The sequence below is a fragment of the Streptomyces sp. NPDC048506 genome, assembly GCF_040651315.1.
GTDB lineage: Bacteria > Actinomycetota > Actinomycetes > Streptomycetales > Streptomycetaceae > Streptomyces.
In genome coordinates this window covers 141,915-158,344 of record NZ_JBEZIX010000012.1, presented here as the reverse complement: position 1 = coordinate 158,344, position 16,430 = coordinate 141,915, and the positions used below count along the sequence as shown (strand labels likewise).

The window sequence follows — 16,430 nt, the reverse complement described above, 5'->3', positions numbered from 1 at the left end:
GGGCTTCGGGCCCCGCACCTCCTCAGAGGTGCGGGGGCCCTCGCCGTGCGCGGGCCCCCGCCGCCGGGCAAGCTCGCCGTATGAGGGAATCGAGCGCGCCGGGCAGCGTCCGGCTGGCCTCGGCGCAGGGCCGGTGGGTGCTGACGACGGCCGTACTGGGCTCCGGCATGGCGATGCTCGACAGCACCGTCGTCAATGTCGCGCTGCCGAGGATCGGCCGGGACCTCGGTGCGGATCTGGCGGTCCTCCAGTGGACCGTCACCGCCTACATGCTCACCCTCTCCTCGCTGATCCTGCTGGGCGGTACGCTCGGCGACCGCTTCGGCCGGCGGCGGATCTTCGTGATCGGCGTGGCGTGGTTCGCGGTCGCCTCCCTGCTGTGCGGCCTGGCGCCCACCGCCGGGGTGTTGATCGCGGCCCGGGCACTCCAGGGCATCGGCGGCGCCCTGCTCACCCCCGGCTCGCTCGCCCTGATCCAGGCCGTCTTCCACCCCGGCGACCGGGCCCGCGCGGTCGGCGCCTGGTCGGGGCTGGGCGGGGTGGCGGCCGCGGTCGGACCGTTCATCGGCGGCTGGCTGGTGGACGGTGCCGGCTGGCGCTGGGTGTTCTTCCTGAACGTGCCGCTGGCGGTGGTCTGCGTGCCGGTGGCGCTGCGGCACGTACCGGAGACCCGGGAGCACGGCGAACACCGCGGCTTCGACGTCTCCGGCGCGGTGTTGGGCGCGCTGGCGCTGGCCGGGGTCACCTATGCGCTGATCGCCGCGCCGGAGACGGGCGCGTCGCCGGGAGTGTTCGTGCCCGCGGCCCTCGGGCTGCTGCTCGGGGTGCTCTTCGTACGCGTCGAACGGCGCCAGCCGGACCCGATGCTGCCGCCCGCGATCTTCCGGATCCGGCTCTTCTCCGCGATCAACGGCGTCACGGTCTGCGTCTACGCCGCCTTCAGTGGCTTCTTCTTCTTCGCCGTGCTCCAGCTCCAGGTCGTGGCCGGCTACTCGGCGCTCCAGGCCGGCACCGCACTGCTGCCCACCACGGTGCTGATGCTCCTGCTCTCCGCCCGCTCCGGTGAGCTGGGCCAGCGCATCGGGCCGCGGATCCCGCTCACCGTGGGCCCGGTGCTGTGCGCCGCCGGCATGCTGCTGATGATCCGGGTCGGCCCGGGGGCCTCGTACGTCACCGAGGTGCTGCCCGCGCTGGTGGTGCTGGGCCTCGGCATGGTCATCCTCGTCGCGCCGCTCACCTCCACCGTGCTGGCGTCGGTGGACGTCGACCGGGCGGGCCTGGCCAGCGGCATCAACAATGCGGCGGCCCGCGCCGCCGGCCTGATGTCGGTGGCCGCGCTGCCGCTGCTGGCGGGCGTGGGCCCGGAGACGTACCGCTCGGCCGACGCGTTCGCGGCGACCTTCCGCCGTGCGATGCCGCTGTGCGCGGCCGTGCTGCTGGTGGGTGCGGTGATCGCCTGGCTGACCGTACGGCCCGTCACCCCCACCGCCGCCGAGCGGGGCCCGGAGGCGCACTGCCATCCGGAGTGCGCGTACCACTGCGGGGTGGGGGCACCACCACTCGATCCCGGCGAGGCGGATTGATTTCACTGGGGGAGCAACGGGGAGAAACCACCACGGCGGGAAAGCCGACAACGTGGGGGGAACAATGACCCCATGCCCATTCACGAGAATCTGCTCGGGGGACCGTCCCCGACCCATCTGCCCGACGACCCGGAGCCCCGCGAGCTGCTCGCCGCCGGTACGGCGCCGGCGGATGTCGCCGCGAAGTATCCGACCTCCTCCCTGGCCTGGGCGCAGCTCGCGGACGACGCGTTTGCGCAAGGCCGGGTCGTCGAGTCGTACGCCTACGCCCGTACCGGCTACCACCGTGGTCTGGACGCGCTGCGTCGGGCCGGCTGGAAGGGGCACGGCCCGGTGCCGTGGGAGCACGAGCCCAACCGCGGCTTCCTGCGGGCGCTGCACGCCCTCGCCCGCGCCGCGCAGACGATCGGTGAGCAGCAGGAGTACGAGCGGTGCAGCACCTTCCTGCGCGACTCCTCGCCGACCGCGGCGGAGACGCTCTCCTGAGCGAGGGGCAGACCCTCTCCTGAGCGAGGCGGATACCCCTCCGGGGTGCAGCGACAATACCCGCCTGGTCCCCTGACCAGGCGGGTATTGCTTTGGGAGGGGACCATTGCGGAAGATGCGGGTTGGGGACCGGGGCCCCCGTGCCGGCACGGCAGGGGCGGACCGCTACCCGGAGTACGTTTCGAGGAGACAGCGATGTCCCACGAGGTAACCGGCGGGGCTCACGAGCCTGAGACCCCGAACCTCGACTTCGCAGGTACCACCCCGTACGAGGACTACGTCCAGGCCGGCGTCCTCACCCACCTCCAGCACCCGCTCTCCGACGACCCCGGCGAAATGGTCTTCCTGGTCACCACGCAGGTGATGGAGCTGTGGTTCACGGTCATCGTCCATGAGTGGCACACCGCCGCCGAGGCGCTGCGCCGCGACGACCTCACGGTGGCGATGGATGCGCTGCGCCGCTCCACGTACGAGTTGGAGGCGCTGAACGCCGCCTGGAAGCCGCTGGCCAAGCTGACGCCGGCGCAGTTCAACGCGTACCGCAGTGCGCTCGGGGAGGGTTCCGGGTTCCAGTCGGCGATGTACCGGCGGCTGGAGTTCCTGCTCGGTGAGAAGTCGGCGTCGATGCTGGTGCCGCACCGTGGCGCGCCCCGGGAGCACGCCGAGCTGGAGAAGGCCCTTCAGGAGCCGAGCCTGTGGGACGAGGTGCTGCGGCTGCTGGCCCGTCGTGGCCACGCCGTCCCCGAGGAGGTGCTCCGGCGGGATCCTGCCCTGCGCTATGAGCCGCATCCGGCCGTCGAGGCGGTCTGGGCCGAGGTCTACGCCGGCTCGCAGGAGTCCGAACTGGTCCGGCTGGGTGAGGCGCTGACCGAGGTCGCCGAGTTGGTCTGGCGCTGGCGCAACGACCATCTGGTCGCGACCCGGCGGGCCATGGGGGCGAAAATGGGAACCGGCGGTTCGGCCGGTGTGGCCTGGCTGGAGAAGCGGGCCCGTAAGAACGTGTTCCCCGAGCTGTGGACGGCGCGCAGCCATGTCTGAGATCCCCAAGACCCCTGAAGCCGGAGAGCCGGCCGGTGCCGGCGAGCTCTCCGGGGAGCGTGAACTCGCCCTTCGTGCACGGCAGTTGGACGCCGAGGACGCGCTGGCCGCGCTCCGTGACCGCTTTGTCCTGGACGGGGAGGTCTACCTCGACGGCAACTCGCTGGGGGCGCTGCCCCGCGCGGTGCCCGACCGGATAGCCGATGTCATCGCCCGGGAGTGGGGCGAGTTGCGCATCCGTTCCTGGACCGAATCCGGCTGGTGGACCGCGCCCGAACGGGTCGGCGACAAGATCGCCCCGCTGATCGGGGCGGCCCCCGGCCGGGTGGTGGTCGGCGACTCGACCAGCGTCAACATCTTCAAGGCCGTGGTCGGCGGCATACGGATGGCCGGCAAGGGCTGCACGGAGATCCTGGTCGACGCGACGACCTTCCCGACCGACGGCTACATCGCCCGCTCGGCGGCCCGGATGACCGGTCTCGCGGTGCGGCCGGTGGAGCCCGCCAGGATCGCCGACGAGGTGACCGAGCGGACCGCGCTGGCGCTGGTCAACCACGTCGACTACCGCACCGGCGAGCTCAACGACCTGCCCGGTATCACCGCGGCGCTGCACTCCGCGGGTGCGCTCGCGGTCTGGGACCTGTGCCACAGCGCGGGTGCCCTGCCGGTCGGGCTCGACGCCCACCACGTCGACCTCGCCGTCGGCTGCACGTACAAGTACCTCAACGGCGGCCCGGGTTCGCCCGCGTACCTCTACGTCCGCGAGAGCCTCCAGGAGCGGTTCGAATCGCCGCTGCCGGGGTGGAACTCGCACACCGATCCGTTCGCGATGGACCCGGCCTACGCCCCCGCCGACGACATCCGGCGCGGCCGGGTCGGCACCCCGGACATCCTGTCGCTGCTGGCGCTGGAGGCGGCGCTGGAGGCCTGGGACGGGGTCGCGATCGAGGACGTACGGACCAAGAGCCTGGCCCTGACCGACTTCTTCCTGGAGTGCGTGACCGCCTACGTACCGGCCGGTCGGGTCCGCTCGCTCACACCGAACGACCACCGGCGGCGCGGCAGTCAGGTGTCGCTGGCGTGCTCCCCCACGCTCTCGGCGCCGTTCGGGCAGGGGGGTGCCCCGCTCGCCGGTGAGGTGATGGAGGAGCTGATCCGGCGCGGGGTGATCGGCGACTTCCGCCCTCCCGACGTGCTGCGTTTCGGGTTCACCCCGCTCTACACCTCCTTCGCGGACGCGGAGCGGGCGGCGTGGGTGCTCGGTGAGGTGCTGGGGGCGCTGCCCGAGGTGCAGCCGGGAGCATCCGGAGCCGGCGGGTGAGTCCTGCGGACGAGGAGACGGCGCTGCTGGGGCTCGCCCCGGTGGCGCCGGACCGCACCGTGGCCTACGGGCCGCATCCGGACCAGGTCGTCGATCTGTACGTGCCGCGGGCGGCGGGCACGGGCACGGCGGCGGCCGGCCCGCTGGTCGTCCTGCTGCACGGCGGGTTCTGGCGGGCGGCGTACGACCGGGGCCACCTGTCGCCGCTCGCCGCCCATCTGGCCGGGCTGGGGCTGCCGGTCGCGCTCGCCGAGTACCGCAGGGTCGGCGCGGGCGGCGGTGTGCCGGAGACCTTCGAGGACGTGGCGGCTGCCATCGGGGCGGCGGTGCGTGCGGTCCCGGACGCCGGGGGACCGGTCGTGGTCGGGCACTCGGCGGGCGGCCATCTCGCGCTGCTCGCCGCGGCCCGGCCCGGCACCCCGGTGACCCGGGTGATCGCCGTCTCGCCGGTGGCCGACCTCGCCCGCGCCCATGAGCTGGGACTGAGCAACGGGGCGGTCGCCGAACTCCTCGGCGACGGCCCTGGCCTGCCGGAGCGCCTCGCGGCGGCCGACCCGGCCCGCCGTCCGCCCGCCGGCATCCCCGTCACGATCCTGCACGGCACCGACGACCCGGACGTCCCGCTCGACATCTCCCGCCGCTACGCCGCCGTGTGCCCCGCCGCGACGGAGCTGCGGGAGCTGCCCGGCGTGGGCCACTACGCACCGGTCACCCCGGGTACGCCCGGCTGTGCGGCCCTGGTGGCGCTGCTGTGCCCACCGGGGGTGGACACCGCTGTTACCCCGTAGTACTTGAGACGGACCCCGGCAGATCCTCACTGGTGGGGACGCCGGGGGCCCGTTCAGTGCTTACCGTTGTCAGGGTGAACCAGACGACCCAGACGCAGGGCACGCTGCGCTCAGAGGCCCGGATCGCCCATGGTGGGCTGCACCGGCTGCGCCAGGACCTGTTCGTCGACGCCTTCGCCTTCCGCCCGATGCCGCCGCTGGAGGACGCCAAGGTGTCCCGATGGGTGCCCTGGCTGCCGGAGCGGCTGCGCCACTGGGCGCGCTGGCTGCCCCACCTCATCGTGGGCTTCTTCTCGGTGCTGGTCTTCCTCGCGACCTACACCATGAGCTACGACATCGGGCCGGTGAAGGGGCTGCTCGTTGCCGGTTTCTGCCTGCTGGTCGCCGCCCCGCCGGCGCTCACGCTCTTCCGGCCGGTGGGCGCCTACTGGCTGTCGCTGCTCGCCTTGGGGGTGTCGGATTTCGCCAGCGCCGCCTTCTCCTCGTACGCCAGCTACTTCGACGGCGCCGCCTTCCCGACGCTGGTCGCCACCATGGTCCTCGTGGTGCTGCGCACGCGGCCGCGGCTGGCGGTGGAGATGTGGCTGGTCACCTTCGCGGTGGCGGCCGTCCTGACGGCGGTCACCAGCGGGGACACGGGTGATCTGCCGCCGGTGGCGGTCTTCACCGGTGTGGTGCTGATCTCCGCCGCGGCCATCCGGGCCTGGCGCGAGGAGCGCCGGCACGTCGTCGAGACGCAGACCGTCACCGCCGAGGAGCGGTCCCGGCGGACCCTCCTGGAGGAGCGCGCCACCATCGCCCGTGAGCTGCACGACGTGGTCGCCCACCACATGTCGGTCATCGCCATCCAGGCCGAGGCCGCCCCGTACCGGGTGGAGAACACCCCGCCCGAGCTCGCCACGTCCTTTGCGACGATCCGTGAGAACGCGGTGGCGGCGCTCACCGAACTGCGCCGCATCCTGGGCGTGGTCCGCTCCGAGGACCCGGACGCGTTCGTCGACAGCGACCCGGAGGCGCCGCAGCCGACGCTCGCCAGCCTGGACTCGCTGCTCGACAGCGTCCGCGGCGCCGGGCTGACCGTCGACGCCGTGATCACCGGTGCGCCGCGCCCGCTGCCGCAGGGCGTGGAGCTCTCCGCGTACCGGATCGTCCAGGAGGCGCTGAGCAATGCGCTGCGCCACTCGCCGGGCGCCGACGCCCGGGTGGAGATCTCCTATGTGCTGGGCGGGATCGGCCTGCGGATCATCAACGGTGTGCCGAGCCGTCTCGCCAAGCCGTCCCCGGGCGCCGGGCACGGTGTGCTGGGCATGCGCGAGCGGGTGCAGATGCTGGGTGGTGAGATCACCGCCGACCACACCGAGGACGGCGGTTTCGAAGTCGCGGTGTTCATTCCGGTGTCGGCGTCGGCCGGGGAGACCACTGCCGGGGGGAGCGCGTCATGATCCGGGTACTGATCGTCGATGACCAGGTCATGGTCCGTGAGGGATTCTCCGTCCTGCTCAACGCCATGCCGGACATCGAGGTGGTGGGCGAGGCGGTCGACGGCCGCCAGGCGGTGCAGAAGGTCGCGGTGCTCAAGCCCGATGTGGTGCTGATGGACATCCGGATGCCGGAGATGAACGGCCTGGAGGCGACCCGTGAGATCGTCGCCGCCGACGCGGACGCCAAGGTCCTGGTCCTGACCACGTTCGACCTCGACGAGTACGTCTACCAGGCGCTGCGCGCCGGAGCCAGCGGCTTTCTGCTCAAGGACGCCTCGGCCGGTCAGCTCGCCGAGGGTGTCCGGATCGTCGCCTCCGGCGAGGCGCTGCTCGCGCCCACCGTCACCAAGCGGCTGATCTCCGAGTTCTCCCGTCTGGGCACGCCCCGTGCGCCCGCCCAGGAACGCATCGCCGACCTGACGGAACGGGAGACCGAGGTCCTGGTGCTGGTGGCCCAGGGCCTCTCGAACGGAGAGATCGCGGAGCATCTCGTGGTCGCCGAATCCACCGTGAAGACCCATGTCAGCCGCATCCTGGTGAAGCTGGGCCTGCGGGACCGGACCCAGGCGGCGGTGTTCGCCTACGAGGCGCGGCTGGTGACGCCCGGGGGGTGAGTGTGCTCCTGCGTTCCCCTGCTTCGTCCACAGCCTGTGGATGGAGCGCGGGAGTGCAGGGGAACGGCAGCACAGGAGCACAGGAACACAGGAGTACGCCGCCGGAGTCCGCTACAGCTCCGGCGGCGTACGTCGTGGGGGCGGCGGTTTCACGTGAAACCGCCGCTCGGGATCAGCCGAGGTCGCGGCGGCGGACGCCGAGGAGACCGGCGACGGCGAGGACGGCGGACAGCGCCAGCAGCCAGACGAACGGAGCCGCGGTGGCCTCGGCGCCGGGCAGCTTGGGGAGGTGGGTGTAGGGGGAGAGGTCCATGGCCCACTGGGGGAACTTCAGGGAGGGCCCGATCCAGCCGATGGCCAGGCAGCCGCCGACCAGCGCCCAGACGGCGGTGGTGGCCTTGGGGAACAGGCCGAAGACCAGCACGGCCAGACCGGTGAGGGTCCACACGGCCGGGACCTGGGAGAGAGTGGCGGCCAGCACGGGACCCAGCCGTCCTCCCACGTCATGGACCGAGGCGCCGTAACTCAGGCCCAGGGCCAGGCCGCCGAACCCCAGGACGACGGCGGTGCCCCCGTACGCCACGACCAGATGGCCGGCGGCCCAGCGGAGCCGGCCGACGGCGCCGGCCAGGACCGGTTCCGCGCGCTCGCCGGTCTCCTCGCCGCGCAGCCGGAGTACCGCGCCGACCGCGTAGATCGAGGCGACCATGCCGAGCATGCCGGCCATCGTGGCCAGGAAGGCGTCGGTCAGGCCCTGTTGGCCCCCCATCCGCTCAAAGATCTCGCGGGTCTGTTGGTTGCTGCCGACCAGGTCGGAAGCGCCCTTGGCGATCCCGCCGAAGACCCCGCCGGCGCACAGGAAGCCGGCCGACCAGCCCAGCAGCGTGGTGCGCTGGAGCCGCCAGGCCAGGCCGAAGGGGCCGGCCAGGGTGCGGGGCGCCTCGGCCGGGCCGGGGCGGGCCGGTAGGAAGCTCATGCCGATGTCGCGGCGGGCGGTCAGGGCGTACGAGGCGGCGACGGCCAGCGCGGTCGCGACGACGAAGAGCAGCAGGACCCACCAGCGCTCCGCGGCGTACGGGCGGAGGTTCTCCGACCAGCCGATGGGCGAGATCCAGGTGAGGGAGGAGGAGGTTGCTCCGGACTCCGTCCGGGAGGACCCGCCGGCGCCGGCGGCGTCGCCCGCGGCGCGCAGCGCGAAGGCGAGGCCGAGCACCGCACCGGTCAGGCCCTTGGCCATCCGGGCGCTCTCGGTGAGCTGGGCGGCGATTGCGGCCAGACCGGCGAAGAGCAGGCCCGTGCAGCCGATCGCGAGGCCGAGGGCGAGCGAACCGGCGGCCGGCCGGCCGGAGCCGGTCAGGCCGGCCGCGATCAGCACGGCGAGCACGGCGTTGGCGAGCAGCGCCGACAGCAGTGCAGAGGTCAGCGGCGCACGGCGGCCGACCATGGCCGCGGAGAGCAGCTCCTGGCGGCCCGTCTCCTCCTCCTCGCGGGTGTGCCGGACGACGATCAGCAGGCTCATCACCGCGGCGAGCACGGCGCCGAAGCCGGCCATCCGCCAGGCGATCAGACCGCCGATGGAGTCGCTGAAGACCGGGCCGTACAGCGCGCGCATCGAGCCGTTGCCGTTCATCGAGGCGGCCAGTTCGCCGCGCTTGGCGGCGGTGTCGTACAGCCCCTCGAAGGCCGAGCCCATGCTGGCGACGGCGAGCCCGAGGGCCAGTACCCAGGCCGGGATCATCACCCGGTCGCGGCGCAGCGCCAGGCGCAGCAGGGTGCCGGTGCCGGCGAAGTGCCGGGGGCGGGCAGTGGGCGAAGGGAGGCCTGCGGCCACGGCGGCGGTCATCGCGCGACCGCCCCTGCGGCGTGCGCCGCGCCGCGCACATCGTCCTGGTAGTGGCGCAGGAAGAGCTCTTCGAGGGTGGGCGGGGTGCTGGTCAGACTGCGGACACCGGTGTCGGCGAGCGAGCGGAGCACGGCGTCGAGCCGGTCGGTGTCGACGGTGAGCCTGACCCGGTTGCCCTGGCCCCGCTCGATCGGCTGAACGTCCACGTCATGCACGCCGGGGAGCGCGGCCAGCCCTGCCCCGGCTGCCTCCAGGGGTGCCCCCGGCGGGCCGGCGAGTTCGGCGACGATCGTGGTGCGGGTCAGGTGCCGCAGCTCGCCCAGGGAGCCGGATTCGACGGTCCGTCCCGTGCGGATGATGCTGACCCGGTCGCAGAGCGCCTCGACCTCGGACAGCACATGGCTGGAGAGCAGGACCGTACGGCCGCGGTCGCGCTCCTCGGCGACGCAGCTCTGGAACACCTCCTCCATCAGCGGGTCGAGGCCGGAGGTGGGCTCGTCGAGGATCAGCAGGTCGACGTCCGAGGCGAAGGCGGCGACCAGGGCGACCTTCTGCCGGTTGCCCTTGGAGTACGTGCGCCCCTTCTTCGTGGGGTCCAGTTCGAACCGCTCCAGGAGTTCGGTCCGGCGGGCGGCGTCCTGCCCGCCGCGCAGCCGTCCGTAGAGGTCGATGACCTCGCCTCCGGAGAGGTTGCGCCACAGGGTGACGTCGCCGGGGACGTAGGCGATGCGGCGGTGCAGCTCGACGGCGTCGTGCCAGGGGTCCTTGCCCAGGAGCCGGGCGGTGCCGCCATCGGCGCGCAGCAGGCCGAGCAGGACGCGGATCGTCGTGGACTTGCCGGCGCCGTTGGGGCCGAGGAAGCCGTGCACCTCGCCGGCTTCGACGGTGAGGTCGAGGCCGGTCAGCGCGTGGGTCCGTCCGAAGGACTTGCGCAGACCGTCCACCTGGATGGCGGGAGCGGGAGCGATTGCCGTGGTCATGCTTTTGAAGCTACGCTAGTTTCACAAATTTGTGAAGTTAAGAAACCGTATAAAGTTGGGACGGGGGTCGGGGCGGGTCCCTCTGATCAGGGGAGATGATGCAGAGATGGCGGACATGAGCGAGCAGCGGCAGCAGGGCGACGACACGCGTGCGGAGGAGGCGATCTCGACGTTCGTCGAGCGCTTCGCCGCCCAGATGGTCGAGGCGGGGATGGCGCGCATGCCGGCCCGCGTCTTCGCCTGCCTGCTCGCCTCCGACTCCGGCGTGCTGACCTCGGCCGAGCTGGGGGAGCGCCTCCAGATCAGCCCCGCCGCGGTCTCCGGCGCGGTCCGCTACCTCTCCCAGGTCGACATGGTCAGCCGGGAGCGCGAGCCCGGCTCCCGCCGCGACCGCTACCGCGTCCACAGCGACCAGTGGTACGAGGCCCTGACGCGCCGGGAGAGCGTGCTCACCCGCTGGGAGAGCACCCTGCGCGAGGGCGTGGAGAGCCTCGGCAAGGACTCGCCCGCCGGGCGCCGCCTGAACGAGACGCTGGTCTTCTTCGACTTCCTCCAGAAGGAGCTGCCCACGATGCTGGAGCGCTGGCGCGAGTACCGCGACCAGCTGCGCGCCGAGTACGACGAGGCCGAGGGCTGAGCCCGCCGGGCGCCCCGGCCCCGGCCTCGGCCCTGGCCTCGGCCCTGCTCTCCCGTTCCCTGCTCCCGCTTCCGGCCCCGGCCCCGGCCCCCGCTCTCGGCACCCGCTTCCGGCTCCCGCTTCCGGCCTCGGGGTCCCTCGCCCCCGGCCTCAGCCCCGGGGCAGTTGGAGCCGCCAGGCGCCCGGCTGCACGGTCCAGGTGCGGGTCCTGACCGGCCCACCGACCGTCGCGTCCGCCCGGTAGTGGAAGTCCGCGCCGGAGACCGTCACCGCCCGCGCCCGGGTTCGTATCGGTCGCCCCTCGCCCGGCCAGTGCACCACGACCTCGGCCAGCTGCCGGTCCCCGCCCGCCGCGGACTCCGGCGCCCCGGCTGCTCCGCCCGGCACGACCGACACCCCGCGCACCGGCCGGTCCAGGTCCGCCAGCAGCACCCCGTCTGCCTCGATCCGCAGCCGCTGGCCCGGGATCCGGGCGCGCCGCCCTCCCCCGTCCTCGGCTTCTCCCCCGTGCTCGGGGGACCCTCCCGCGCGCGGGGACGCCCACCGTCCGTTCGTCGGCGCCAGCAACGACAGCGCCGTACGGGCGGTCCGCGTGGCCGGCTGCCACCACGGTCGGTGCCGATCGAGGCCGTCCGCCGAGCCGCCCGGCGCGGTCACCGGATGCCAGGCGTCCGCCGGGCCCGCGGCCCCGGCCGGTCCGGTCGTCCCCGGCGCCACCGCGCCGTTCCCGGGCCGCCGGTCCCCGCCCGGTCCTCGCCGGTCAGGTGCGCTGTCGCGCCCGCCGCCACGCCCGCCGTCCCGCCCGCACGGAATCTGTAGCCCGCCCAGCACGATCCCGTCGCTGTCGTCCGTGAGCAGGTCCATCGGCCGTTCGCCACCGTCCAGCACCGCCCGTGCGGCGGCCACCGTGTCCGTCGGCACTCCCAGCGCCCGGCTCAGCGCGACCGCCGCCGGCGCCCCCACCGGAACCACCGACACCGGCACCCTCGCCAGCTCCCGCTCCTTGTGCAGCAACCCCACGACCCGCAGCAACGCACGGTCGTCGCCGATCACCACCGGCCGCCGCTGTCCCCGTCGGGCCAGGATGCGGGCGAATTCCTCGGGCCCCTCCGGAAGGCAGATCTTCGCCCCCGCGCCCGCACACAGGACATCCTTCGCGATGCGTACGGATTCGCCGTCGGTACTGCGGGCGAGCGGGTCGATGACCACGAGCAGGGGGTACCCCCGAACGGAGTCCACGGGAGAGTGCCCAGAAGGCTGCGCCGACACCTCGGTCCTTCCTCAGGTAGCATCTCGGTGCAAGAGCCCCTTGCGCTATTGCGCCAGGGGCTTCGTCTATTCCGGGGCACCGGTTCGACGGCTCTAGCGATGACGGACGCGTGGACACGCACGCCGACGCCATCCACGCACGTTGGACATGCCCCGCCCGGAAGGGGTGTACGCCTGTGCCCGCACTTGTGCTGCTCGGTGCTCAGTGGGGTGATGAGGGCAAGGGAAAGGCCACCGATCTGCTCGGTGGGTCCGTTGACTATGTGGTGCGCTACCAGGGTGGCAACAACGCCGGCCACACGGTCGTCGTCGGCGACCAGAAGTACGCGCTGCACCTCCTCCCTTCCGGAATCCTCTCGCCGGGATGCACCCCGGTCATCGGCAACGGCGTCGTCGTCGACCCGGCGGTCCTGCTCTCCGAGCTGAGCGGACTCAACGAGCGCGGCGTCGACACGTCCAAGCTGCTGCTCAGCGGTAACGCGCACCTGATCACCTCGTACCACACGACGCTCGACAAGGTGACGGAACGCTTCCTCGGCAAGCGGAAGATCGGCACCACCGGCCGCGGCATCGGCCCGACCTACGCCGACAAGATCAACCGCGTCGGCATCCGGGTCCAGGACCTCTACGACGAGTCGATCCTGACCCAGAAGGTCGAGGCGGCCCTCGACGTCAAGAACCAGCTGCTGACCAAGCTCTACAACCGCCGCGCCATCGAGGCCGGCCAGGTCGTCGAGGAGCTGCTGGGCTACGCCGAGCAGATCAAGGGCTACGTCGCCGACACCACCCTGATCCTCAACGACGCGCTCGACCAGGACAAGGTCGTGCTCTTCGAGGGTGGCCAGGGCACGCTGCTCGACATCGACCACGGCACGTACCCCTTCGTCACCTCTTCGAACCCGACCGCCGGCGGCGCCTGCACCGGCACCGGCGTCGGCCCGACGAAGATCAGCCGGGTCATCGGCATCCTCAAGGCCTACACGACGCGCGTCGGCGCGGGCCCGTTCCCGACCGAGCTGTTCGACAAGGACGGCGAGGCGCTCCGCACCATCGGTGGCGAGCGCGGCGTCACGACCGGCCGCGACCGCCGCTGCGGCTGGTTCGACGCGGTCATCGCCCGCTACGCGACCCGGGTGAACGGCCTCACGGACTTCTTCCTCACCAAGCTGGACGTGCTGACCGGCTGGGAGCAGATCCCGGTCTGCGTCGCGTACGAGATCGACGGCCGGCGTGTCGAGGAACTCCCGTACTCGCAGTCCGACTTCCACCACGCCAAGCCGATCTACGAGATGCTGCCGGGCTGGTCCGAGGACATCACCCAGGCGAAGACCTTCTCCGACCTGCCGAAGAACGCCCAGGCGTACGTCAAGGCGCTGGAGGAGATGTCCGGCGCCCCGATCTCCGCGATCGGCGTCGGCCCCGGCCGCGACGAGACGATCGAGATCAACTCGTTCCTGTCGTAGGGCCATAAGGTCCCGCAAGACCGCACGGCCCAGGGGCCCGCGCACCGTCATCGGCGGTGGGCGGGCCCCTGCGCGTATCCGCGTGTCCTCGAACGAGTGACCTGTCGCGGAGTGCCCATCGGCCCCAACCGCGCCCGGCAACACTGGCTTTCACCTCGAAAGGAGTGCAGCATGACGGTTATGGCCGAGCGCACGCGTCACATGTTGGTGGAGGAATTCGAGCAGATCGCCTCCACCGCGCCCGAGACCGTCACGTTGGAGTTCATCAACGGACGGATTGAGGAGAAGTGCGTGCCGGACGGAGATCACGGCGAGATCATCAGGTGGCTCCAGGAGCGCTGCATGCAGCACCGTCCCGACATCTGGCTGTACGCGGACGACCGCGGCCTTCGGGTGGCGGAGTATCGCACAGGCCGTGCCCGGCCGGACGGAGTCCTGGCGCCCAAGGGGTACTTCGCAGGGCGCGGTGAATGGTCCGATCCGGAGGGCGTCCTGATGACCGTCGAGGTCACCTCGTACGACGGGGACACCGACCGCCGCGACCGGAAGGAAAAGCCGGCTGCCTATGCAGAGGCGGGCATTCCCGTCTATCTCCTCATCGATCGGGACAGCTGCGCTGTCGTCGTCCACACCGACCCGGACCCGCAGCAAGGCCGCTACCTCGACATCCACGAGGCTCCCTTCGGCAAGGAGGTCACCCTCCCCGACCCGGTCGGCATCACCCTCGACACCGAGATCCTCAAGAACTACGTCCGCTGACGCCCGCCTCGGTGCCGGTCACCCCGTCTTGCGGTACGTCAGCGCCTTCCCGTCGTCGAAGGTGCGGCGCAGTTTGCCGCCGACCATCTCCAGGGTGCTGGGCTCGCCGGGGCTACAGCTGTCCCTTGAGCCGGAGACGACGGTGGACGGGCCGAGCCGGACCGGGGGCCCGACGCCGGCCAGGGTGGCCGCGAACTCGCAGCGGTAGGTGGCACCGGTGGCCGTCATGGTGAGGACGGTGTCGCCGGTCCTGCCCTGGGTGAGGGTGAAGCGCCGCACGCTGCCGGCGTCGCCGACGGTCGCCTCCCAGGTGCCCAGGTAGTCCGCCGGGATCCCGCCGTTCGCGGCCGGCTTGGCCGAGGCCTGCCCGCTCATGCCGCCCTCCCGCGCGTCCGCCGACCGCACCCCGCTGCCACGGTCGCCCAGCAGGGTGTACGCGGTGGCCGCGCCGGCCCCGGCGAGCGCGAGGGCGACCACGGTGAGCAGGGCGGTGCCGATACCGCGGCGCCGGGGTCGGGGCCGGGGTCGGGGCGCGGTGGGCGCGGGCGCCGGAGCGGCGTGCGGATGGTGTCCGTGGGCGGCGACGGGCGGCGGGTACGACGTCGGGCCGTACGGGACGGGTGCGGGCGGCGGCGTCGGCGGGGTGCGGTCGGGGACCGGGGTGGGGGAGACGGTGGTGGGCAGGGCGTGCAGGCCGGGTTCCTCGGCGGGCTGCGCCGGGGCGGCCGGCCGTGCACCGGCCGGCTCCGCGCCGTCCCGGTCCCGCTCCGCGCCGTCCCGGTCCCGCTCTGCGTCGTCCCGGTCCCGCTCCGCGCTTGGCTCCTCCGTGTGCGGGTTCTCGGCCTCCAGCAGCTCCACGGCGTGCCGTCCCAGCCGGGCGACCAACGCCCCCGGCAGCCATGGCTCGTCGTCCGGGCCCGGCCCGGACCCGTCGTCCGCCCCCTCGGCCAGAGCCACCAACTCGTCGGTGGTGGGGCGCTGTTGGGGGTCCTTGGTCAGGCAGCGGGCGATCAGGTCGTGCAGTCCCCCGGGCAGCGTGGAGAGGTCGGGCTCCTCCTGGGCGATGCGGTACATCAGCGCGTGCGCCGCGCTGTCGGCAGTCCCGAACGGTTGCCGCCCGGTCGCCGCGTAGTTGAGCACCGAGCCCAGGGAGAAGACGTCGCAGGCCGGGGTGAGCGGTTCGCCGCGGACCTGCTCGGGCGACATGAATCCGGGCGAGCCGACCGCCGCGCCGGTCCGCGTCACGCCGTCGCCGCTCACCGCCTCCAGCGCCCGGGCGATGCCGAAGTCGATGACCCGGGGCCCGTCGATGGTGATCAGTACGTTGGACGGCTTGAGGTCGCGGTGGATGATCCCCGCGGCGTGGATCGACCGCAGCGCACGGGCCAGCCCGGCCGCCAGGATCCGCACCGTGCGCTCGGGCAGCGGTGTGCCGCCGCCGACGACCTGCTGGAGGGACGGGCCGGCGATGTAGGCCGTGGCGAGCCAGGGCGTCTCGGCCTCGGTATCCGCGTCCAGGACGGGCGCGGTCCACTCGCCGCCGACCTGCTGCGCGGCCCGCACCTCGCGCCGGAACCGGTCCCGGAACTCCTCCTCGTCGGCCAGCTCGGCCCGCACCAGCTTGACCGCGACCGTCCGTCCCCGGTCGGAACGGGCCAGGAACACGCGCCCCATCCCGCCCTCGCCGAGCCGCCCGATCAGGCGGTACGCGCCGATCCGTTGCGGATCCCGCGCGCCCAGAGGCACCAGCCCGCCGGGCCGCCCCGAACGCCCCTGCTGCCCGGCACGTCTTGGCTGTTCCACGTCCGTCGCCCTCTCCCCCGTATACGTCCTGCGGGCGGCGAGTGGGCGCAGGCGCATACGTGCGTGGCTGCCCGCGGCCCCTCTTCCGTGGTGAGGATATCCAGGGGTGATGGGCCACCGGCAGGCGGCGCGGGTGCCTCGGTCGATGCCGAACCGGTCGGCCAACGGGCGGACGGCGGCCGAGATCTGACGGTTGTGGAGACCGGATTCCGCGTCCCGGAACTTTTCCGGGGGAGTGAACGTAGAACGCATACCGCTCGTACCCCTCAGCACCGCGCACCCCAGGTCCGCTCGTACCCCTCAGCACCGCGCACCCCAGGTCCCGCTCGCACCCCTGAGCACCGCGCACCCCAGGTCCCGCACGC

At 72.8% G+C, this 16,430-nt stretch carries 14 protein-coding genes; 10 read left to right on the top strand and 4 right to left on the bottom strand.

All coding sequences use genetic code 11. The features are described from left to right. The first annotated feature begins 80 nt into the window (after positions 1 to 80). From AB0C96_RS12500 to AB0C96_RS12470, 7 genes are all read left to right on the top strand, one after another. Positions 81 to 1,583: an MFS transporter gene (locus AB0C96_RS12500; protein ID WP_362916452.1), complete on the top strand. Its 1,503-nt coding sequence runs from the start codon at positions 81 to 83 to the stop codon at positions 1,581 to 1,583. 72 nt (positions 1,584 to 1,655) lie between these two features. Beyond that, positions 1,656 to 2,069 (top strand): DUF3151 domain-containing protein, encoded by a 414-nt coding sequence (locus AB0C96_RS12495; RefSeq protein ID WP_362916450.1) that lies wholly within the window; start codon positions 1,656 to 1,658, stop codon positions 2,067 to 2,069. Between the two features lie 195 nt (positions 2,070 to 2,264). Further along, positions 2,265 to 3,107 carry a tryptophan 2,3-dioxygenase family protein gene (locus tag AB0C96_RS12490; RefSeq protein WP_362916448.1) on the top strand — a complete coding sequence of 281 codons (843 nt, stop codon included), beginning with the start codon at positions 2,265 to 2,267 and terminating at the stop codon, positions 3,105 to 3,107. Beyond that, positions 3,100 to 4,428: a kynureninase gene (gene kynU, locus AB0C96_RS12485; protein ID WP_362916446.1), complete on the top strand. Its 1,329-nt coding sequence runs from the start codon at positions 3,100 to 3,102 to the stop codon at positions 4,426 to 4,428. Before AB0C96_RS12490 ends, kynU begins: the two co-directional genes overlap by 8 nt. Then, positions 4,425 to 5,216, top strand: a complete 792-nt coding sequence (locus AB0C96_RS12480) for an alpha/beta hydrolase (RefSeq protein ID WP_362916444.1) — start codon at positions 4,425 to 4,427, stop codon at positions 5,214 to 5,216. The genes kynU and AB0C96_RS12480 overlap by 4 nt, the downstream gene beginning before the upstream one ends. Before the next feature lie 74 nt (positions 5,217 to 5,290). Further along, positions 5,291 to 6,658, top strand: coding sequence for a histidine kinase (locus AB0C96_RS12475; RefSeq protein ID WP_362916442.1), 1,368 nt, complete (start codon positions 5,291 to 5,293; stop codon positions 6,656 to 6,658). Then, positions 6,655 to 7,311: a response regulator transcription factor gene (locus AB0C96_RS12470; protein WP_362916441.1), complete on the top strand. Its 657-nt coding sequence runs from the start codon at positions 6,655 to 6,657 to the stop codon at positions 7,309 to 7,311. The genes AB0C96_RS12475 and AB0C96_RS12470 overlap by 4 nt, the downstream gene beginning before the upstream one ends. A gap of 172 nt (positions 7,312 to 7,483) precedes the next feature. Here the strand turns inward: AB0C96_RS12470 and AB0C96_RS12465 are convergent, their stop codons facing one another. After that, on the bottom strand, positions 7,484 to 9,154 hold the full coding sequence (locus tag AB0C96_RS12465) for an ABC transporter permease (RefSeq protein WP_362916439.1): 1,671 nt from the start codon (positions 9,152 to 9,154) through the stop codon (positions 7,484 to 7,486). After that, complete coding sequence (locus AB0C96_RS12460; protein WP_362916437.1) at positions 9,151 to 10,134, bottom strand: ABC transporter ATP-binding protein; 984 nt, start codon at positions 10,132 to 10,134, stop codon at positions 9,151 to 9,153. Before AB0C96_RS12460 ends, AB0C96_RS12465 begins: the two co-directional genes overlap by 4 nt. Before the next feature lie 115 nt (positions 10,135 to 10,249). On the opposite strand from AB0C96_RS12460, the gene AB0C96_RS12455 reads away from it, so the two are divergent. After that, positions 10,250 to 10,771: a MarR family transcriptional regulator gene (locus AB0C96_RS12455; RefSeq protein WP_362916511.1), complete on the top strand. Its 522-nt coding sequence runs from the start codon at positions 10,250 to 10,252 to the stop codon at positions 10,769 to 10,771. A gap of 150 nt (positions 10,772 to 10,921) precedes the next feature. Here the strand turns inward: AB0C96_RS12455 and AB0C96_RS12450 are convergent, their stop codons facing one another. Beyond that, entirely contained in the window at positions 10,922 to 12,010 is a 1,089-nt protein-coding gene (locus AB0C96_RS12450) for a hypothetical protein (protein WP_362916435.1), read from the bottom strand. Positions 12,011 to 12,216: 206 nt separating this feature from the next. On the opposite strand from AB0C96_RS12450, the gene AB0C96_RS12445 reads away from it, so the two are divergent. Continuing rightward, entirely contained in the window at positions 12,217 to 13,503 is a 1,287-nt protein-coding gene (locus AB0C96_RS12445) for an adenylosuccinate synthase (protein WP_362916433.1), read from the top strand. 171 nt (positions 13,504 to 13,674) lie between these two features. Next, complete coding sequence (locus AB0C96_RS12440; protein WP_362916431.1) at positions 13,675 to 14,262, top strand: Uma2 family endonuclease; 588 nt, start codon at positions 13,675 to 13,677, stop codon at positions 14,260 to 14,262. A gap of 18 nt (positions 14,263 to 14,280) precedes the next feature. Here AB0C96_RS12440 and AB0C96_RS12435 read toward each other — a convergent pair whose 3' ends face one another. After that, the gene (locus tag AB0C96_RS12435; RefSeq protein ID WP_362916429.1) at positions 14,281 to 16,065 is read right to left on the bottom strand and encodes a serine/threonine-protein kinase; all 1,785 of its coding nucleotides are present in this window, start codon (positions 16,063 to 16,065) and stop codon (positions 14,281 to 14,283) included. Between the last annotated feature and the right edge of the window lie 365 nt (positions 16,066 to 16,430).